Genomic DNA, 17868 nt, shown 5'->3' with positions numbered 1-17868 from the left:
ATGATCGTCGACGTCGACACCGGAATCGACGATTCTCTCGCCTTGCTGTACCTGCTGGCCAGCGACGATGCCGAGATCCTCGGTATCGCATCCACCGCGGGCAATGTGCCGGTGAACCAGGTTGCTGCGAACAATCTCGCCTGGCTCGACCTGTGCCGCGCGGGTGACGTCGAGGTCTCGCTCGGCGCACAGGTACCCCTCGTGGCGCCGCTGATGACCACCGAGGACACCCACGGCCCGCAAGGCATCGGGTACGCGGAGCTTCCGGTGTCCACGCGGTCGCTGTCCGGCCGGGACGCCACCACGATGTGGGTGGAGCTGGTTCGTTCGCGACCGGGTGAGATCACCGGACTGGTCACCGGTCCGCTGACCAATCTCGCGCTGGCGATCCGTCGGGATCCCGAGCTACCTCGACTGCTGAAGCGACTGGTGTTGATGGGCGGCGCATTTCAGCACCAGGGCAACACGACACCGACCACCGAATGGAACATCGCCGTCGACCCCGAGGCCGCAGCGGAAGTGTTCGCAGCCTTCTCCGGACTACCGCCGGAACGACATCCCATCGTCTGCGCGCTCGACATCACCGAGACCATCGAAATGACCCCCGATCACATCCGACGGCTGGCAGCGCGAGCGCGGAGCCTTCCGCCCGAGGTGATCTCGCCCGACGACGCACCGGGTGTTCGATCGACGGCGTCGAACCCGATCGTGCGGCACTTCTCCGATGCGGTGCGGTTCTACATGGAATTCCATCGCGATCACGATCAGGGATTCTTGGCGCACATGCACGACCCCTTCGCGGCGGCCGTCGCACTGGATGCCGATATCGCCACCTACCGTCATGCGACCGTCGACGTCGAACTCGTCGGAACCCTCACGCGCGGAACGACGGTCGCGGACTGGCGCGGTATGTGGGGCAAGGCCCCCAATGCGGCGATCGCAACACACACCGATCCCGAGGCATTCTTCGATCGACTCATCGAACGCGTCGGAGCTCTTGCCGACCGGCTCTATCCCGCGCTCCCGGCCGCCGGGGCAGATTCAGGAGTCGAACGCGTCGAGTAGCTCCTGGGCGGCCAGCGCGGCCGTCAGAGAACCGTCGCGTACCCGGGCTTCGACGTCGCCGCGGATGGCCTTGACGGACGGGTTCTGCGCCAGCCGGCGCAGCAGTTGGTCGTTGACCATCGTCCACGTCCAATCGACCTGCTGCTTGCGACGCTTCTCCGCGAATTCGCCTGCGTCACTGAGCACTTGCTGATGGCGCAGCACGGTGTCCCAGTACTCGTCGAGTCCGGTGCCCTCGATGGCGCTCATGGTCAACACCGGGGGCTTCCAGATCGCATCGTGCGGATAGATCAGCCGCAGCGCGCCCGCCAATTCCCGCGCCGCGTTCTTCGCGTCGGTCGCGTGCTTGCCGTCGGCCTTGTTGACGGCAACCAGATCGGCGAGTTCGAGAACGCCCTTCTTGATGCCCTGCAACTGATCTCCGGTACGCGCGAGCGTCAGGAACGTGAAGCAGTCGACCATGTTCGCGACCGTCACCTCGGACTGCCCGACGCCCACCGTCTCCACCAGAATGACGTCGAAGCCTGCCGCTTCGAGGAGCACGATCGTCTCCCTCGTCGCACGTGCGACACCACCCAGGGTTCCCGAGGTCGGAGACGGCCGAATGTATGCGTTCTCCTGCACCGCGAGACGCGACATCCGGGTCTTGTCACCCAGGATCGAACCACCGGTACGCGTCGACGACGGATCGACGGCGAGCACCGCGACCCGGTGCCCCTTCTCGATCAAGCGCATCCCCAGCGCGTCGATGAAGGTCGACTTGCCGACCCCCGGCACGCCGGTGATACCGACGCGATGGGAACCACCCGCATCGGGCAGAACCCGAAGAAGCAACTGCTGAGCCAGATCACGATGATCCGAGCGAGTGGACTCGACCAGCGTGATGGCACGCGCCAGCCCGGATCGCTCGTTCGCACGGACCGAATCGGCCACCGCGTCGATATCGATGGTTCGGCCTCTCGGCGACGGTGCACCGGTCGGAGAACCCGTCTTGTCGTTCGGAGAACCCATACTCAGGCGTTGGCCTCGCGTGGTGCGTGCCCCAGCGCAACGGACAGCTTCTCCACCAGCCCGATCGCCGCGTCGGCGATGACGGTGCCCGGAGGGAAGATCGCCGCAGCGCCCGCCGCGTAGAGCTCGTCGAAATCACCGGGCGGGATGACGCCACCGACGACGATCATGATGTCCTCACGGCCGACTTCGGCCAAGGCCTGTTGCAAGGCGGGCACCAGCGTCAGATGGCCTGCGGCCAGCGACGACACCCCGACGACGTGCACGTCGTTGTCGGCGGCCTGCCGGGCCACCTCCTCGGGGGTCTGGAACAGCGGGCCGACGTCGACGTCGAAGCCGATGTCCGCGAACGCCGTGGCAATCACCTTCTGACCTCGATCGTGTCCGTCCTGACCCATCTTGCACACCAGGACGCGAGGCCGACGGCCCTCGTCCTCGGCGAACTGCTCGACCAGCGCGGTGGCGCGGGTGATGTTCTCGGATTTGCCTGCCTCGTCGCGGTACACACCACTGATTGTCCGGATTTCGGCCTGATGGCGCCCGTAGACCTTCTCCAGTGCATCGGAGATCTCGCCGACGGTGGCCATCTTGCGTGCCGCGTCGATGGCGAGAGCCAGCAGGTTGTTCTCCATCCCCGGCTGGTCCGAGGCCGCCGCTCTGGTCAGGTTCGCCAGGGCTGCCTCGACCTCGGCGGTGTCCCGTTCGGCCCGCAGCCGCTCGAGCTTCTCTATCTGCTCGCGCCGAACCTTGGAGTTCTCGACCTTGAGCACCTCGATGGTGTCGGGCTCGTCGGGAACGTACTTGTTGACGCCCACCAGGGGTTGACGGCCGGAGTCGATCCGCGCCTGGGTGCGGGCCGCAGCCTCCTCGATGCGCAACTTGGGGATGCCCTCGCCGATGGCCTGAGCCATGCCGCCTGCTTCCTCGACCTCGGCGATGTGTGCCCGAGCCCGATTCGCGAGCTGGTGGGTGAGCCATTCGACGTAATGCGAGCCGCCCCACGGATCGATCGGGCGCACGGTGTTGGACTCCTGCGCGATGAGCAGCTGGGTGTTGCGGGCGATGCGCGCCGAGAAGTCCGTCGGCAGGGCGAGTGCCTCGTCGAGGGCGTTGGTGTGCAGCGACTGGGTGTGCCCCTGGGTGGCCGCCATCGCCTCCACACAGGTGCGGGCAACGTTGTTGAACACGTCCTGTGCCGTCAACGACCAGCCCGACGTCTGCGAATGAGTGCGCAGCGAACGGGATTTGGCGCTCTTGGGCTCGAACTGCTGCACGAGCTCGGCCCACAGCAGACGCCCGGCACGCAGCTTGGCGACCTCCATGAAGAAGTTCATTCCGATGGCCCAGAAGAACGACAGTCGCGGTGCGAAGGTATCTATGTCCATGCCTGCATCCAGACCGGCCCGGATGTACTCGACACCGTCCGCGAGGGTGTAGGCGAGTTCGAGATCGGCTGTGGCTCCGGCTTCTTGGATGTGGTAGCCGGAGATGGAGATCGAGTTGTACTTGGGCATCTTCTCGCTGGTGTACGCGAAGATGTCCGAGATGATGCGCATCGACGGTTTCGGCGGATAGATGTAGGTGTTGCGCACCATGAACTCTTTGAGAATGTCGTTCTGGATGGTGCCGGCGAGCTTCTCCGGCCCGACGCCCTGCTCCTCGGCGGCCGCGACGTACAGCGCCAGGATCGGCAGCACAGCGCCGTTCATGGTCATCGAGACCGACACGCTACCGAGGTCGATGCCGTCGAACAGTTGCCGCATGTCGTAGATGGAATCGATGGCAACGCCTGCCATTCCGACGTCACCCTGCACCCGCGGGTGATCGGAGTCGTAGCCGCGGTGGGTGGCCAGGTCGAACGCGACCGACAGACCCTTCTGGCCGGCCGCCAGGTTACGGCGATAGAACGCGTTGGACTCCGCCGCCGTGGAGAAACCTGCGTACTGGCGGATGGTCCACGGCTGGTTGACGTACATCGTCGGGTACGGCCCGCGGAGAAACGGCGGAGCACCCGGGTAGCTGTGCAGCGGGTAGCCCTCGGCCTCGGCGGCTGCGCGGTCTGCCTCGGTGAACACCGGCTTGACGTCGATGCCCTCGGGGGTGGACCACACCACCTGCTCGGGCGTGTAGAAGTTGGCCTTCGCGCCCTGCCGAACATGGGCGTCGACGTCCTGGGCCGACGGCGGCGTCGGCGTCGGCTCGTCGGGGTCGACCAGTGGCACGTCGGCGAAACTGCCGATGGTGTGCGAGATTCGATTCTCGTCGGTCGTCACTTCGAGGCTCCCAGGGTGTCGAGAAGTTCGGTCAGCACTGCCACGGCGTCGATCTTCGCGGTCAGAAATCCGTCGGGACGCGAGGTGCCCTCGGTGCCGGTGAAAATCTTCTCGGGACCGGCAAGCAGCACCTGGGTGACGCCTGCGGCCCGCAATGCATCCACGGCAGTGGCGGCCTCGTCGGCGTACCGCTTGTCGGTTCCGCACACCACCGCTATCCGAGCTCCGGACGTCTCTACCGATCCGGCGATTCCGTCGACGGTCAGGGGGCCGGGATCGACGGCCTCGATTCCGCCCGACGCCAGCAGGTTCGACGCGAACGTCGTTCGGACATTGTGTTCGGCGACGCTGCCCAGCGGCACCAGGAGCACCGTCGGGCGCGAATCGTGCTCGGCCAGATAGGCATCCGACCGGTCTCGCAACGACTCGAATGCCCGGCCGTACCGATACACCGTTGTCGAGCCCTGCGGCGCGGTTCGCTCGGGATCGAGCGGAGCCTCGGCCAGGTTGGGAAATTCGTTGACGCCCGTCAGCGGGGTGACTCGGTGAGCGATGTCGGAATCGCGTTCGACGCGGGTCTTCTCGATCGCAGTCATCAGCGAACCGTCGTCGACGGCGGCGCGGAAACCGCCGGACGTTTCGATGGTCTGGAAGAACTCCCAGGCCTTCGCCGCGACCGCTGCCGTCAGCTCCTCGATGTACCAGGACCCGGCACCGGGATCCAGGACCCGTCCGAGATGCGCTTCTTCGAGCAGCAGCAGCTGGGTGTTTCGGGCGATACGGGCCGCGAACGTCTTCGACACCCCGGCTGCGCCGCCGGCGAGTGCCGCATCGAACGGGAGCACGGTCACCGAATCGGCACCGCCCACTCCCGCTCCGAACGACGCCAGCGTGGTCCGCAGCATGTTCACCCACGGATCCCGCTGCGACATCATCGCTTCCGAGGTCACCGCATGCTGAGGAGCGTCACCGGCGTCGGGGGCTCCGCACACCTGCGCGATGCGCGCCCACAGCGTGCGAGCGGCCCGGAACTTGGCGATGGTCTGGAACTGGTCGTCGGTGGCGGAGAACCGGAACTCGATCTGTCGCAGGGCATCGGCGATGCCGATACCGGCATCGGTCATGGACCGGAGGTACTCGAGTCCTGCGGCGATCGCCGCACCGAGCTCCTGTGCGTCGCTGCCACCGAGATTGTGGAACACGGTGCCGTCGACCGTGATCGCACGAATCGTCTCGGCACGACCGATCGACTTGCGAGCCAGCTCGAGCGCCTCGGTCATCTCGATCGACTCGGTTCCGCTCAACCCGGCTGTGAGAGTGGACACGCCCAGCCGGATGTCGACTGCGGCGCGCTCGTCGATATCGGCGGAGTCGAGCACCTCGAACACCGCCGCTGCCGCTGCGGACACGTCCCCGCGCGCATCGATCGTCAGCGGTGCGAGCTCGAGAAACACCCCACGCAGAACCTCCGGCAGAGCGGTCGGGTCGACGCCACCGTTGCCGACCGTCAACCACAGGGCGCTGGTGCCGTTGGAGAGCGAATCGAGAATCTGGGTGTTCGGAGTCGCCGCGTCGTCGGCACCGTCGCCCCGGACCGAGCCGTGGCGGGTGCACACCTTCCAGCCCGCGTTGACGTCACGGTGGGGGTCGCGTCCCCGCAGGTAGGGGAACTGCCCGGGCAGCGGACCTTCCGGTCGTTCGTCGAAGGCGGTGTACAACGGGGACACGGTGATCCCGTCGTACGTCGTGGAATCGAGTAGGTGTTCGGCATCGGCCGGCAGATCGGACACCTCGACCCGACGCGATTTGGCCAGGACACCTGCCACTGCCTTCTGCCAGGCCGCATGAGCGCTGCGTGCGGCATCTTCGTGCGACGCGATGGACACGTGTGCTGCTCCCTCGGTTCGGCCGGGTAGTCCTTCGCCCGACGTGAAGTGATGCTAACCCCACCGAGTTGCACATTATCGTGAGGATCACCTCACGTTCGATCGTGCAGCGCGGCTCTCGGACTCGGGAGGCGACGAGGTGTCGTCTCACGCCGGTACGCTGGCCTCTCGTGACCCGGCACCTGCGTGACGTTCGACTGATCGCGCTGCTGGCGGTGATTGCCGTCTTCGCTCTGGTAGCGGTGTTCGCACCCCATCCGAGTGTCGAACAGGTTCGTGATTGGGGTGCGTCCGTCGGTCCGGCATTCCCGCTCGTGTTCTTCGGTGTGCACGCGATCGTGACCGTTGCGCCTGTCCCGAGAACGCTGTTCACGCTCAGTGCAGGAGTGTTGTTCGGGCCCCTGACCGGTCTGGCGGTCACCATCGGCGCGTCGACCGTCAGTGCGATGCTGGCGCTGCTGTTGGTCCGTGCCATCGGTCGCGACGCCGTGGCAGCGCGGATGTCGCACTCGGCTCTCGATTCGGTGGACGAGAGTCTGCGTCGACGAGGATGGCTGGCCGTCGGCTCCCTGCGCCTGATTGCGCCGGTGCCGTTCTCGTTGGTGAACTACGCGTGTGGGGTGTCGGCGGTTCGGCTCGTCCCGTTCGCCCTGGCGACGGCCGTCGGGATGCTGCCGGGCACGCTCGGAATCGTCGTGATCGGCGGAGCGATCGGAGGCGAGACACATCCGGCGCTGCTGGTGTTGTCTGCGGTCTGTATCGCGATCGGTCTGAGTGGGCTGGTGGTGGATTGGCGGCTCTCGCGAGGTTCGCGATCCGTGCCGGCGCCTGCGGGCGGTCGACAGGCCGGGAACCTTGATTCCGACGAATCAAGCCTTGAAGCTTGACTGGACCACATCAACGATCTAGCCTTGTCCGATGTTCGTGCTGACCGTGGACCAACGCCGCAGTAGACGCGATATCGATCGCGTGCCCGAACTGCTCGAACGCTATCGCGACCACGAACTGATCCGGCCCTTCGAGCGCACCGCAGGAGACGAAGTGCAAGCCGTCTGCGAGGACGCCGCTACCGTCGTCTCGATCGCTCTCGAACTGGTCGCCACCCCGCACTGGAGCGTCGGCATCGGCATCGGATCCGTCGAACTCCCGCTACCCGAGACGACCCGCGCCGGACGCGGACCGGCGTTCGAAGCAGCCAGAGACGCCGTGACCCGAGCCAAGAACGCCCCGGCTGCGCTCGCCGTCAGCGGTCCCGACGACGCTGCCGCCGAGGACGCGGAGACGGCATCGACCCTGGTTGCGCTGCTCGTGATCAGACGATCGGACCAGGGGCGAGAAGCGGTGGAACTCATGGCCCGCGGGTTCTCGCAAACCGAGGCGGCCGAACGGTTGAAGATCAGCAAACAAGCCATGTCGCAACGACTCTCGGTAGCCGGCTGGCACGTCGAGAACGCAGGTCGCACCCTGGCGACTCGACTGCTCGACACCGCGAACACGACGGGAAACCACAGGCCATGATCGTTGCCACCCTGGTGCTACTGGCACTGACCGCAATTGCCGCCATCGTCCCCACCGGCACCGGGATTCGCCGATGGCTGCCCACCGTCGCTGCGTCGAGTCTCCTCGTGGCAGCGGCAGTCCTGGCCACGGTGGCCGGACCGGCCTACGGTCTCGGCCATGCCGTCGGAGTCGTCCTGAGCGTCGTCGCAGCAGCCCTGGGTGGAACGGCGGCGGTACCCACCGTGTTTCGCATCGCACGACGACGCAGCGACTCGACCGGAGACGATCCGGTCGAGCCGCTGCGTGGTGGACTGACCATAGGCGTCCTCGAACGCGTGGCCGTCGCCGTGTCGATTCTCGCCGGATGGCCGGAGGGCATCGCGATCGTGCTGGCAGTCAAGGGGCTCGCGCGCTATCCAGAACTGCGCGAATCCCATGCCTCCGAACAGTTCATCATCGGTACCTTCGCCAGCGTCCTGTGGGCTCTGGCCGCTGCCGGCGTCGGCACGGCCCTGATCAGCTGATCGGGGCCGTCCCTCAACGCTGTTCCGGCTCCGCCTCTGGCGACGCCGCCAAGGCACCGACGTCGAACCCCTTCGACAGCTCGGGCGCGGACGCCAGCGACGTGTCGACCGGCTTGCGCGCCACCGCTTCTGCAGCCTTGACCGCCTCGGCGACCGCCGGATCGGTCTTGGTCTCGAACCATTCGGCGACCTCGTCCGAATCGTCCTCCGGCTTGGGCTCGTTGCCGGCCGACTCGTTGGGCTCGTACCGGAACACACCGTCTTCGCCGGGCGCACCGAGTGTCTTGGCGAACCCCTTGAGAGCGTCACCGAAATCGCTCGGGATCATCCACACCTTGTTCGCATCGCCCTGAGCCATCTGCGGCAGCGTCTGCATGTACTGGTACGCGAGCAACTCGGGCGTCGGCTTGCCTGCCTTGATGGCGCCGAACACCTTCTCGATCGCCTTGGCCTGACCCTGAGCTTCGAGGTACTTCGCGGCGCGGTCACCCTGCGCCCGCAGGATGCGGGACTGGCGCTCGCCCTCGGCGGTGAGGATGGCTGCCTGCTTGCCGCCCTCGGCCGCGAGAATCCGGCTCTGCTTGTCTCCCTCGGCCGTCTTGATCGCCGATTCGCGATGGCCTTCGGCGGTGAGGATGGTCGCTCGCTTCTCGCGATCGGCCTTCATCTGCTTCTCCATCGACTCCTGGATCGAGGGCGGCGGGTCGATGCTCTTGAGCTCGACTCGGGCCACGCGCAGGCCCCAACGGCCGGTGGCCTCGTCCAGTACGACCCGCAGCTGCCCGTTGATCGAATCACGCGAGGTGAGAGTTTCCTCCAGCGTCATTCCACCGACGACGTTGCGCAGAGTGGTGGTGGTCAACTGCTCGACACCGACGATGTAGTTGTTGATCTCGTACACGGCCGATTGCGGGTTGGTGACCTGGAAGTAGACGACGGTGTCGATGGACACGGTCAGGTTGTCCTTGGTGATCACCGGCTGCGGCGGAAACGACACGACTCGCTCACGCAGGTCGACCTTGGCACGGATACGGTCGACGAACGGCACGAGAAACGTGAGCTGACCGGACACGGTGCGCGTGTAGCGGCCGAGCCGCTCGATCACGGCGGCCTCGGCCTGCGGGACGATCGAGATGGACTTGGCCATCAACACCGCGACGAATGCGACGATGACAGCCAGTGCGATGAGTGCTTCCACGTGGCTACGGTCCCTTCCATACGACGGCGGTTGCGCCGTCTATTTCCATCACGGTCACGGTGGTACCCGGGGCATAGACCTCGGTCTCGTCGAGTGGACGAGCGGTCCACACCTCCCCACCGAGCTTGATCTGGCCTTCGTGGGCAGTGACCTGCTCGAGAACGATCGCACTCTTGCCGGTGAGCGCAGCCATCCCCATCGGGGTTTCGGGCGGAGTCGCGAAGCGACGCAACAGTATCGGTCTCAGACCGAGCACCAATGCCAGCGACAGGACACCGAAGACGATCGCATCGGCCCACACCGGGAAGTCGGTCAGAGCCGATACGCCCGCGGTGCCGAGCGCGCCGCCGGCGATCATGAGAAGAAAGAAGTCGCCCGTCAGTGCCTCGGCACCGGCGAGAACCACTGCCGCTATGAGCCAAATGATCGCTGCCACAGCCTCCATCCAAGCACGAATCGGACAATTGCCGGTGCGTTGCTGGACACAGCCCTACTGGGTGACGAAGTCGACCAATTGCTCGACGGCTCCGATCAACGGTGCTTCGAGATCACGGAAGCTCGACACCGACGAATACACCCGACGCCACCCCTCCCGCGGACTGCCCCACCCCAACTCTCGACAGATTCCGGTTTTCCAATCCTCACCCCGCGGAATCTTCGGCCAAGCATCGATGCCGACAGCAGCGGGCTTGACCGCCTCCCAGACATCGATGAACGGATGACCGGTGACCAGAACGTGTTCGCCCAGCGACCTCGTCAACTTCGACTCCTTGGAACCGGTCACCAAGTGGTCCACCAGAACTCCCACACGGCGGCCCGGGCCGGGACCGAATTCCGCCAACCGCTCCCCCAGATTGTCCAGACCTTCCAGATGCTCGACGACCACGCCCTCCACCCGAAGATCGTGTCCCCACACACTTTCCACCAGGGCCGCGTCGTGCACGCCCTCGACCCAGATGCGACTGGCGCGGGCGGTGCGCGCGCGCAGGCCCTCCACCTTGGTCGAACCGGATGCGGAGCGCGTCGGTGCCGCCGCAGCCGCCGCAGGCTTGGGCCGAACCAGGGTGACCCGACGTCCGTCGATCAGGAACGCCGCCTCGCGCAGGGCGAACAGCCGCGTCGTGCGGGCACCGTCCTCGAGCCGGACGAAATCTCCGTCGTAGGTGCGCTCGAAGCCGACCACGGCACCGCAGTACCCGGTGCCTGCATCTTCGACGACCAATCCGCGCTCGGCCGACACCTCCGGTGCCGGAACCTTGCGCATGCGACTGTGCCCTCTGAGAATGTCTCCGCCGTACATGTCGTTCACGGCGACCAACGCTAGCGACACCGGCGTCCCGAGCACGGTTCGCCACGCCGACCTATGCTCGTGAGTCGTGTGTTCCTCAAGCGCAAGTCTCGCCCTGTGGGCCGGTTCCTGGCTGGCCGGTGCCAGCTCGCCCGACGACGTCATCGACGCCATGTACGAGTGGGCACCTATGCATCTGGTGGGTGCAGGCGATGCGGACGCGGCAGTGAATTTCGGGCTCGAGCATCCCGGCTACGCCGATGGAATCGCGGGCCTGCTGCACGCGATCAGGGCGGCTGCAACAGCGTCGACTCCCGAGGCCGGCGACGATCGAGTCAAACTCGTTCTGCCTGCCCCCGGCGCAGTGACTGGACTGCCCGCGAACACGGATTTCTCGCGTGCCGCCCTGAACGCGGGGCAGGCCGTGATCGTCGGGGCCTCGGGCAACGCCGGCATCGGTGTGGTGCCCGTCGTGGAGGGACCGGATGTGTTGCGCTGGACCGTGTACTCGATCGTCGTCCCCGAGCACGGTCATCGAGATCAGGGGTTGGGTGAGGCCGAGTACGAAATGCGTGAGGCCGTGCGCGGCGCAGCGGACGCGCTCGCGCAGATGCAGTCGCTACCCACCCGCACCCTCGACACCGATCCGCGCACCCGTATCGCCGCACTGATCGCCGACGCGGCACGGCATCGCTACCCGGCAGAGATGTCCGACAGAGCGTTCCGCGTCCTCGAATCGGCAGATCGGGTCGCCGCCATTCTGACGGTCGCGGCGGGATCGGCTCCGTCGGAGGCACCGACCGCGTCGGCAGCCGCGGCACGTGAAGAACTCGTTCGACCGCTGTGGGCTGCGGTGCGCACCGCGCGCGCCATTGCGGTCGCGACGAGCATCGAAGCGGCGATGCACTCCGCCTGACACCCCGTCGGACGCAGGTGCCGGGCGGACGCGTTCACGACGTGGCTGCGGGCCTGGAGGGCCGGGTGGGCTGCTCACAACAGCCGACGGCGCAGCGACTGCCGTCCAGCGTCGAACCGTAGCCGGGCACACTGCCGAGGCCGCGGCACCGTCCACCGACTCGGTATTCGTCCACGAGCTCGCGAATCATCTGCGGAAAACGCGCATCGGATCCGGGAGTACCTGCACGGGCGAAGGCCATTCCTAGTTCACGGGCTTTCTCCTCCGCTTCGGTGTCCAGATCCCACACGACCTCGAGGTGGTCGGACACGAATCCGATCGGACACACGATGACGGCGTCGACGGACTTCTCCGACAGCGCTTCGAGGTGATCACAGATGTCGGGGTCGAGCCACGGCACCTGCGGAGGGCCGGAGCGGGATTGCCACACCAGGTCGTAATCGTCGACGCCCGACGCGGCTGCGACGAGCCTCGATGCCTCGGCCACCTGACGGCTGTAGAGGTGACCGCCGTCCTGGGGCGGGCCCGCATTGGCGTCGGCGGCCGAGGGGATGGAGTGTGCGGTGAACACCAGACGTGCACCGGCGCGGTGCTGCTCGGGCAGTGAGGCTCGCGCCGATGCGACGGCGTCGCCGAACGCGTCGACCATCAGCGGGTGGTCGTAGTACTGCCGGATCTTGAGCAGATGCGGTGCATCGTCACCGACGGCGGCGCGGGCCCGGGCGATGTCCTCGTGATACTGCCTGCATCCGGAGTATCCGCCCCACGCGGAGGTCGGGAAAACGAGCGCGTTCCTGATTCCGTCCGACTTCATGGTCGCGACGGTGTCCTCGATCATCGGATGCCAGTTGCGGTTTCCGAAATAGATCGGCAGATCGACTCCGGCGGAATCGAATTCGCTGCGGAGCGCCTCGATGATGTCTCTGTTGAGTCGGTTGATCGGCGAGACTCCGCCGAAGTGCATGTAGTGCTCGACGACGGCGTCGAGCCGCTCGGGCGGCACTCCACGACCGCGAGTGACGTTCTCCAGGAACGGGCGTACGTCGGCGGGCTGTTCAGGCCCGCCGAACGAGAGCACCAACAATGCGTCGAAGTCTCCAGGGGTGGTCATGTTTTCCATTGTGCCCCCTTCGCCGACCGGCCCCTGCGGGGGTCCGATCGGCGAACCAAACCTCTCGGCGGGCGCACGTGCGGGTACGCCCACCGCGGCATCACATGTTCTCGGGCAGGTACGTGTTGTGGCTGGCTCCGCCGTCGACGTACACGATGGATCCGGTGGTGCCGGGCAGCCAATCCGAGAGCAACGCGACGATGGACTTGGCGACGACGGTGGGGTCGTTGACATCCCAACCGATCGGGGCAGCACCGTCCCAGTAGACGTTGAGCTGGTTCATCTTTGCCGCGTCGTCCGTGGCCGTACCCGCGATGGCCTTGGCGGCGAGGGTCTTGATGGGGCCGGCAGCGACGAGGTTGGAGCGAATGCGCTTGGCGGCGCCCACTTCCCGGGCCACGTAGCGGTTGACCGATTCGAGAGCAGCCTTGGCCACGCCCATCCAGTTGTAGTACGGCATCGACGTACGAGGATCGAAGTCCATTCCGACGATGGAGCCACCCTCGTTCATGACCGGCAGAACTGCACGCGCGAGCGATGCGTAGCTCCACGCCGAGATCTCGAATGCCTTCGCGGCGTCGGGGCCGGGGCCGTCGAGGAACGGCTTCGCGTCGGGGCCCATCAGGGTGCGGGGCGCGAATGCGATCGAGTGCAGAACCCCGTCGATACCTTCGGGCGCGACCTCGCGAACGCGGTCGGCCAACGCCGCCAGGTGCTCCTCGTTGGTGGCGTCGAGCTCGATCGCCGGCGGCACCTCCTTGGGCAGACGCTGTGCGATGCGGTCGATGAGCCGGAGCCGATCGAACCCGGTGATGATCACCTTGGCACCCTGCTCCTGCGCCATGGCCGCGGCGTGGAACGCGATCGAGGCATCGGTGATGATGCCGGTGACGAGAATGGTCTTGCCTTCGAGCAATCCGCCCATAGTGCTGTGTTCCTTAGCTTTCGAAGATGAAATCGATGACGTCGAACTGAAAAGTAGTGTGCGAGAACGACTCTCAGTGACCCATGCCCATGCCGCCGTCGACGGGGATGACTGCACCGGACACGTAGGAGGAGTCGGGGCCGGCCAGGAAGCTCACGACCGCCGCGACGTCCTCGGGCTGCCCCAGACGCTGAAGCGGGATGAATTCCTTGGCCTTGCCGCGTAATTCGTCGGAGAGTTCTGCGGTCATGTCGGTTTCGATGAATCCCGGGGACACCACGTTCGCGGTGATCGAGCGTGATCCGAGCTCACGAGTGATCGACCTCGCCATGCCGATGACACCGGCTTTCGAGGCGGCATAGTTGATCTGCCCCGGTCCGCCGGCCATGGCCACGACCGAACTCAGGAAGATCATCCGGCCCCAACGCGCGCGCAGCATGGCACGGTTGGCGCGCTTGGCGACCCGAAAGGCCCCGGTCAGGTTCGCGTCGATCACGCGCTGGAACTGCTCCTCGGTCATGCGCATCAGCAACGTGTCGTCGGTGATTCCGGCATTGGCCACGAGCACCTCGACCGGACCCTGCTTCTCCTCGACCTCCTTGAAGGCCGCGTCCACCGAGGCGGAGTCGGTGACGTCGCAGACGACTCCCAACAGCCCGTCGGGGGCGCCGGAGCCGCGGTGGGTGACGGCCACCTTGTGTCCGTCGGCTCGGAGCCGCTGGGCAATGGCGAGACCGATACCTCGGTTACCTCCGGTGACGAGTACCGATCGCGCGATGAAGTCAGGTGTGGACATGCCTAGCAACCTATCTGTTCGTCCTGGAATGACAAAGCGAAACTTACTGGTGAGTAAGAACAAAGATCACGGCAGACGTTGCCGCATCACCAACGCCGAACCGAGGCCGACCGATATGCAGAGAACACCGAGTATCAGCCACGGACGCGACGCGTCGCCGCGGGTGATCTCGAACCCGATCTGTTCTTCGAGGGTGTCGTAGACGTCTCGGAGACCCTCGAGCGACGACGCGGAGAAGAAGCTGCCGCCGGACAGGTTCGCGATCTCTCGCAACGACGGATCGTCGACCGGTACGGGGACGCGTTCGACGCCGTTCTCGTCCTCGATCTCGACCGAGCCGTAGCTGGTGCCGAACGAGATCGTGGAAATGGGCACGTTCTTGTCCTTGGCGGCACGCGCCGCGGTGTACCCGCCGCGTGGGTCGTCGAGGTTCTGCGGGACGGTCTGCTTACCGTCCGAGAGCAGCACGATGCGCGCAGGCGGTGCCGCGTCGCCGCCGCCGAGGATGGCACCGAGAGTGTCGATGGACTGGAGCGAGGTGAAGATCGCCTCGCCTGTGGCCGTTCGCTCGCTGAGCTGCAACTTGTCGATGGCGGACTTGGTGGCCTCGCGGTTGGCCGTTGGCGAGACCAGAACCGACGCCGTACCGGCGAACGCGACCAGTCCGAGATTGATGCCGGGTGTCAGACCGTCGGCGAAGGATTTCGCTGCTTCCTGCGCGGCGGCCAACCGAGTCGGCTCGACGTCCGTGGCCTCCATGGACAGTGACACGTCGATCACCAGCATGACCGTTGCCCGGTTCCGGGGCACGCGTTGATCGGCGGTGGGGCCGGCCAACGCGACGGTGAGGAACATCAGGCCGACCAGAACGAGAGCCGTCGGCAGGTGCCGCAGCCGATTGGGCCGATCGGGTGCGACGGACTCGAGCAGTTCCATGTTGGAGAACCGCAGTACGTGCTTCTGCTTGCGCCGCTGGACCCAGACGTAGCCGACCGTCAATGCGATGACGACGACGAGAAAGCCCAGCCACCACGGCGAGGCGAAATCGGTCAGGCTCATCGCGGCGCCCGCGCGGTGTTGGTGAATCCGGCCCCGATGGTGTGCCTGCGTGCGGTCACGAACCGTACGACGTCGGCGATCCAGTCACCGTCGGTACGGAGCGTCAATCGAGGTGCGCCGCACCGCCGCAGCGCCTTCTCCACGTCGTCGCGGTGTGCCGCGGCTGCGCGCGCGAAATCTGCCCGCAACCGCGGTGTCGTACTGAATTCGCGAGTACGACCGGATTCCGGATCGTGGAGAACGACGTCACCGACGTCGGGCAGTTCGAGATCACGTGGGTCGAGTACCTCGACGGCCAAGACGTCGTGCCGCGCGGAGATGGCCCGGAGCGAGCGCTCCCAGTCGATCGGCCCGAGAAAGTCGCTGATCACCACTGCCATTCCACGGCGTCGTTCGGGGCGTCGCAACGCTTCGATGGCCGCGCGCAGGTCGCCGCGCACACCGTCGGCTGCAGCAGGAGTGGTGGCAATGGCGCGAAGCATCGACTGCGTGTGCACGCGGCCGCCCCGTGCCGGAATGCGGTTGGTGTCCGAACCTGTTGCCACCACCGCGCCGATTCGATTTCCGCCACCGCCGGACAGGTGCGTGATGGCAGCCGAGGCCGCGACCGCGAGGTCGCGCTTCTCGCACCCGGTGGTGCCGAAGTCCAGGCTGGCCGACAGATCGACCACGAGCCAGGTCTCCAGCTCGCGGTCGGCGACGGACTGCCGCACGTGCGGATGCGTCGTACGCGCGGTGACCGACCAGTCCATCTGGCGAACGTCGTCACCCGGTTGGTACTCCCTGGCATCGCCCGGCTCGGACCCCGGACCGGGTATCAATCCGAGATGGTCACCGTGCAACACCCCGTCCAGCCGTCGACGCACGGTCAGTTCCAGGGTCCGCAGCGCTGCGGCCAGCTTCGGATCACGCAGCTCACCCGAGCGGAACGACGGCGGCCGGGAAACGACGGCTCGGCCCGCGGAGGCGGTGTCGGGTCCGCTCACTGCCCCGGCGTACCGATCGATGATCCGTCACCGGACGGCTTCTGCAGAGACGGTGCGGGCTGGCCGTACTGCCCGGCTTGCGGATGGCTCTGGGGTCCTGGCTGCTGGGGACCCGGCTGCTGGGGCGCAGGCGGTTGGCCCTGGCCGGGAAACTGACCGGGTGCCGGGTACTGCCCCTGCGGCGGGTAGGGCCCCTGCGGCTGACGTCCGTCGAAGTGCTGCCCGGCCGGACCCCCTCCGTTGCTCTGCGGCACCGGTACCGCCTGCGGCGACACCTGCGGTAGACCGACGGTCTGCAGCACCCGGGAGATGACCGTCTCGGGGGTCACCTCGTCGGCCAGAGCGTCGTAGGAGAGCACGAGACGGTGCCGGAGCACGTCGGGAATGACTTCGAGAACGTCCTGAGGAACGACGTAGTCGCGACCACGGAGCAGAGCCAGTGCGCGGGAGGCCGCGATGATGCCGAGTGTCGCACGTGGCGATGCACCGTAGGCGATCCAGCTCGCCACGTCGTCCATCCCGAACTGCTCGGGCGTTCGAGTAGCAGCGATGACCCGCACCACGTAGTCGACGAGCGCGTGGTGCACGAACACCGAGCTGGCCAGATTCTGCAGCCGAACCAACTCGGCCGGGTCGAGGATCTGCTTGGGCTCGGGGGCCTTGATGCCCATGCGGTAGACGATCTCGCGTTCCTCTTCGACCGTCGGGTAGTCGACGACGATCTTGAACAGGAACCTGTCTCGCTGAGCTTCGGGAAGGGGGTACACACCCTCGTTCTCGATGGGGTTCTGCGTGGCCATCACCAGGAACGGGTCCGGCATCGGGAACGTCTTGCCGCCGATGGTCACGTGCCGCTCCGCCATGACCTCGAGCAGTGCGGACTGAACCTTGGCCGGTGCACGGTTGATCTCGTCGGCCAGCACGAAGTTGGCCACGACGGGTCCCAGTTCGGTGTCGAACTCCTCACGGCCCTGACGGTAGATCCGGGTGCCGACGAGGTCGGTGGGCACCAGGTCGGGAGTGAACTGAACTCGTGAGAACGAACCACCCACCACCCGTGCGAAGGTCTCGACGGCGAGGGTCTTGGCGACACCGGGGACGCCCTCGAGCAACACGTGTCCGCGCGCGAGCAACCCCACCAGAATGCGCTCCACCAGTCGGTCCTGACCGACGATCACGCGCTTGACCTCGTACACGGCCTTCTCGAGAAGTTGGACGTCCTCGGCCAGGGCCGGACTGTCCACCCGCTTCGGCTCCGCACTCGGTGGATTCGGAGTCGCAGACTCGACTCGCGTCGACCCCTCGTCGTTCGAAATCCGGCCGTCACGTG

General features: G+C 66.3%; 17 protein-coding genes. 5 read left to right on the top strand and 12 right to left on the bottom strand.

Going from position 1 to position 17868, the window contains the following annotated elements:
- The gene (locus CH274_RS08745; RefSeq protein ID WP_256980571.1) at window positions 1–1065 is read left to right on the top strand and encodes a nucleoside hydrolase; all 1065 of its coding nucleotides are present in this window, start codon (window positions 1–3) and stop codon (window positions 1063–1065) included.
- Here the strand turns inward: CH274_RS08745 and meaB are convergent.
- The 3 genes from meaB to mutA are packed head-to-tail and all read right to left on the bottom strand — an operon-like array spanning window position 1042 to window position 6235.
- The gene (gene meaB / locus CH274_RS08740) at window positions 1042–2076 is read right to left on the bottom strand and encodes a methylmalonyl Co-A mutase-associated GTPase MeaB (RefSeq protein WP_094630001.1); all 1035 of its coding nucleotides are present in this window, start codon (window positions 2074–2076) and stop codon (window positions 1042–1044) included. The genes CH274_RS08745 and meaB overlap by 24 nt on opposite strands.
- A gap of 2 nt (window positions 2077–2078) precedes the next feature.
- Window positions 2079–4349 (bottom strand): methylmalonyl-CoA mutase, encoded by a 2271-nt coding sequence (gene scpA, locus CH274_RS08735; RefSeq protein ID WP_094657144.1) that lies wholly within the window; start codon window positions 4347–4349, stop codon window positions 2079–2081.
- Complete coding sequence (mutA, locus tag CH274_RS08730; protein WP_094657143.1) at window positions 4346–6235, bottom strand: methylmalonyl-CoA mutase small subunit; 1890 nt, start codon at window positions 6233–6235, stop codon at window positions 4346–4348. The genes scpA and mutA overlap by 4 nt, the downstream gene beginning before the upstream one ends.
- Window positions 6236–6405: 170 nt before the next feature.
- Between mutA and CH274_RS08725 the strand changes: the two genes are divergently transcribed.
- The 3 genes from CH274_RS08725 to CH274_RS08715 are packed head-to-tail and all read left to right on the top strand — an operon-like array spanning window position 6406 to window position 8259.
- Complete coding sequence (locus CH274_RS08725; protein ID WP_094657142.1) at window positions 6406–7122, top strand: TVP38/TMEM64 family protein; 717 nt, start codon at window positions 6406–6408, stop codon at window positions 7120–7122.
- A gap of 31 nt (window positions 7123–7153) precedes the next feature.
- Window positions 7154–7753 (top strand): hypothetical protein, encoded by a 600-nt coding sequence (locus CH274_RS08720; protein ID WP_032398042.1) that lies wholly within the window; start codon window positions 7154–7156, stop codon window positions 7751–7753.
- Window positions 7750–8259 (top strand): hypothetical protein, encoded by a 510-nt coding sequence (locus tag CH274_RS08715; RefSeq protein ID WP_032398041.1) that lies wholly within the window; start codon window positions 7750–7752, stop codon window positions 8257–8259. The genes CH274_RS08720 and CH274_RS08715 overlap by 4 nt, the downstream gene beginning before the upstream one ends.
- 13 nt (window positions 8260–8272) lie before the next feature.
- On the opposite strand, the gene CH274_RS08710 is transcribed toward CH274_RS08715, so the two are convergent.
- From CH274_RS08710 to CH274_RS08700, 3 genes are read right to left on the bottom strand one after another with little or no spacing between them, the layout of a single operon-like run.
- Window positions 8273–9457: an SPFH domain-containing protein gene (locus CH274_RS08710; protein WP_032398040.1), complete on the bottom strand. Its 1185-nt coding sequence runs from the start codon at window positions 9455–9457 to the stop codon at window positions 8273–8275.
- 4 nt (window positions 9458–9461) lie between these two features.
- Complete coding sequence (locus CH274_RS08705; protein ID WP_032398457.1) at window positions 9462–9893, bottom strand: NfeD family protein; 432 nt, start codon at window positions 9891–9893, stop codon at window positions 9462–9464.
- Window positions 9894–9947: 54 nt separating this feature from the next.
- The gene (locus CH274_RS08700) at window positions 9948–10757 is read right to left on the bottom strand and encodes a DUF3097 domain-containing protein (protein WP_094657286.1); all 810 of its coding nucleotides are present in this window, start codon (window positions 10755–10757) and stop codon (window positions 9948–9950) included.
- A gap of 76 nt (window positions 10758–10833) precedes the next feature.
- Here CH274_RS08700 and CH274_RS08695 point away from each other — a divergent pair, with 76 nt between their 5' ends.
- Window positions 10834–11661 (top strand): hypothetical protein, encoded by an 828-nt coding sequence (locus CH274_RS08695; protein ID WP_179275670.1) that lies wholly within the window; start codon window positions 10834–10836, stop codon window positions 11659–11661.
- Window positions 11662–11695: 34 nt separating this feature from the next.
- Here the strand turns inward: CH274_RS08695 and CH274_RS08690 are convergent, their stop codons facing one another.
- The 6 genes from CH274_RS08690 to CH274_RS08665 form a co-directional block, all read right to left on the bottom strand.
- Entirely contained in the window at window positions 11696–12772 is a 1077-nt protein-coding gene (locus CH274_RS08690) for a ferrochelatase (RefSeq protein WP_094648011.1), read from the bottom strand.
- Between the two features lie 100 nt (window positions 12773–12872).
- Complete coding sequence (inhA, locus tag CH274_RS08685) at window positions 12873–13697, bottom strand: NADH-dependent enoyl-ACP reductase InhA (RefSeq protein ID WP_032398037.1); 825 nt, start codon at window positions 13695–13697, stop codon at window positions 12873–12875.
- A gap of 73 nt (window positions 13698–13770) precedes the next feature.
- Window positions 13771–14493: a 3-oxoacyl-ACP reductase FabG1 gene (gene fabG1, locus CH274_RS08680; protein WP_032398036.1), complete on the bottom strand. Its 723-nt coding sequence runs from the start codon at window positions 14491–14493 to the stop codon at window positions 13771–13773.
- 66 nt (window positions 14494–14559) lie between these two features.
- Window positions 14560–15552 carry a VWA domain-containing protein gene (locus tag CH274_RS08675; protein WP_032398035.1) on the bottom strand — a complete coding sequence of 331 codons (993 nt, stop codon included), beginning with the start codon at window positions 15550–15552 and terminating at the stop codon, window positions 14560–14562.
- Window positions 15549–16538 (bottom strand): DUF58 domain-containing protein, encoded by a 990-nt coding sequence (locus tag CH274_RS08670; protein ID WP_032398034.1) that lies wholly within the window; start codon window positions 16536–16538, stop codon window positions 15549–15551. The genes CH274_RS08675 and CH274_RS08670 overlap by 4 nt, the downstream gene beginning before the upstream one ends.
- Window positions 16535–17782 carry an AAA family ATPase gene (locus tag CH274_RS08665; RefSeq protein ID WP_094657285.1) on the bottom strand — a complete coding sequence of 416 codons (1248 nt, stop codon included), beginning with the start codon at window positions 17780–17782 and terminating at the stop codon, window positions 16535–16537. The genes CH274_RS08670 and CH274_RS08665 overlap by 4 nt, the downstream gene beginning before the upstream one ends.
- Window positions 17783–17868 lie beyond the last annotated feature (86 nt).

The organism is Rhodococcus sp. 06-418-5 (assembly GCF_002258285.1).
In the GTDB taxonomy this organism is placed as follows: Bacteria; Actinomycetota; Actinomycetes; order Mycobacteriales; family Mycobacteriaceae; genus Rhodococcoides.
Note: the sequence above shows the minus strand (reverse complement) of the source record. Positions and strands in the feature narration are given on the sequence as shown.

Bases quoted from the DNA above. Each gene is read 5' to 3' on its own strand.
- CH274_RS08745 (WP_256980571.1), top strand. From the start codon at position 1: ATGATCGTCGACGTCGACACCGGAATCGACGATTCTCTCGCCTTGCTG.
- meaB (WP_094630001.1), bottom strand. From the start codon at position 2,076: ATGGGTTCTCCGAACGACAAGACGGGTTCTCCGACCGGTGCACCGTCG.
- CH274_RS08720 (WP_032398042.1), top strand. From the start codon at position 7,154: ATGTTCGTGCTGACCGTGGACCAACGCCGCAGTAGACGCGATATCGAT.
- CH274_RS08715 (WP_032398041.1), top strand. From the start codon at position 7,750: ATGATCGTTGCCACCCTGGTGCTACTGGCACTGACCGCAATTGCCGCC.
- CH274_RS08700 (WP_094657286.1), bottom strand. From the start codon at position 10,757: ATGTACGGCGGAGACATTCTCAGAGGGCACAGTCGCATGCGCAAGGTT.
- CH274_RS08690 (WP_094648011.1), bottom strand. From the start codon at position 12,772: ATGACCACCCCTGGAGACTTCGACGCATTGTTGGTGCTCTCGTTCGGC.
- inhA (WP_032398037.1), bottom strand. From the start codon at position 13,697: ATGGGCGGATTGCTCGAAGGCAAGACCATTCTCGTCACCGGCATCATC.
- fabG1 (WP_032398036.1), bottom strand. From the start codon at position 14,493: ATGTCCACACCTGACTTCATCGCGCGATCGGTACTCGTCACCGGAGGT.
- CH274_RS08675 (WP_032398035.1), bottom strand. From the start codon at position 15,552: ATGAGCCTGACCGATTTCGCCTCGCCGTGGTGGCTGGGCTTTCTCGTC.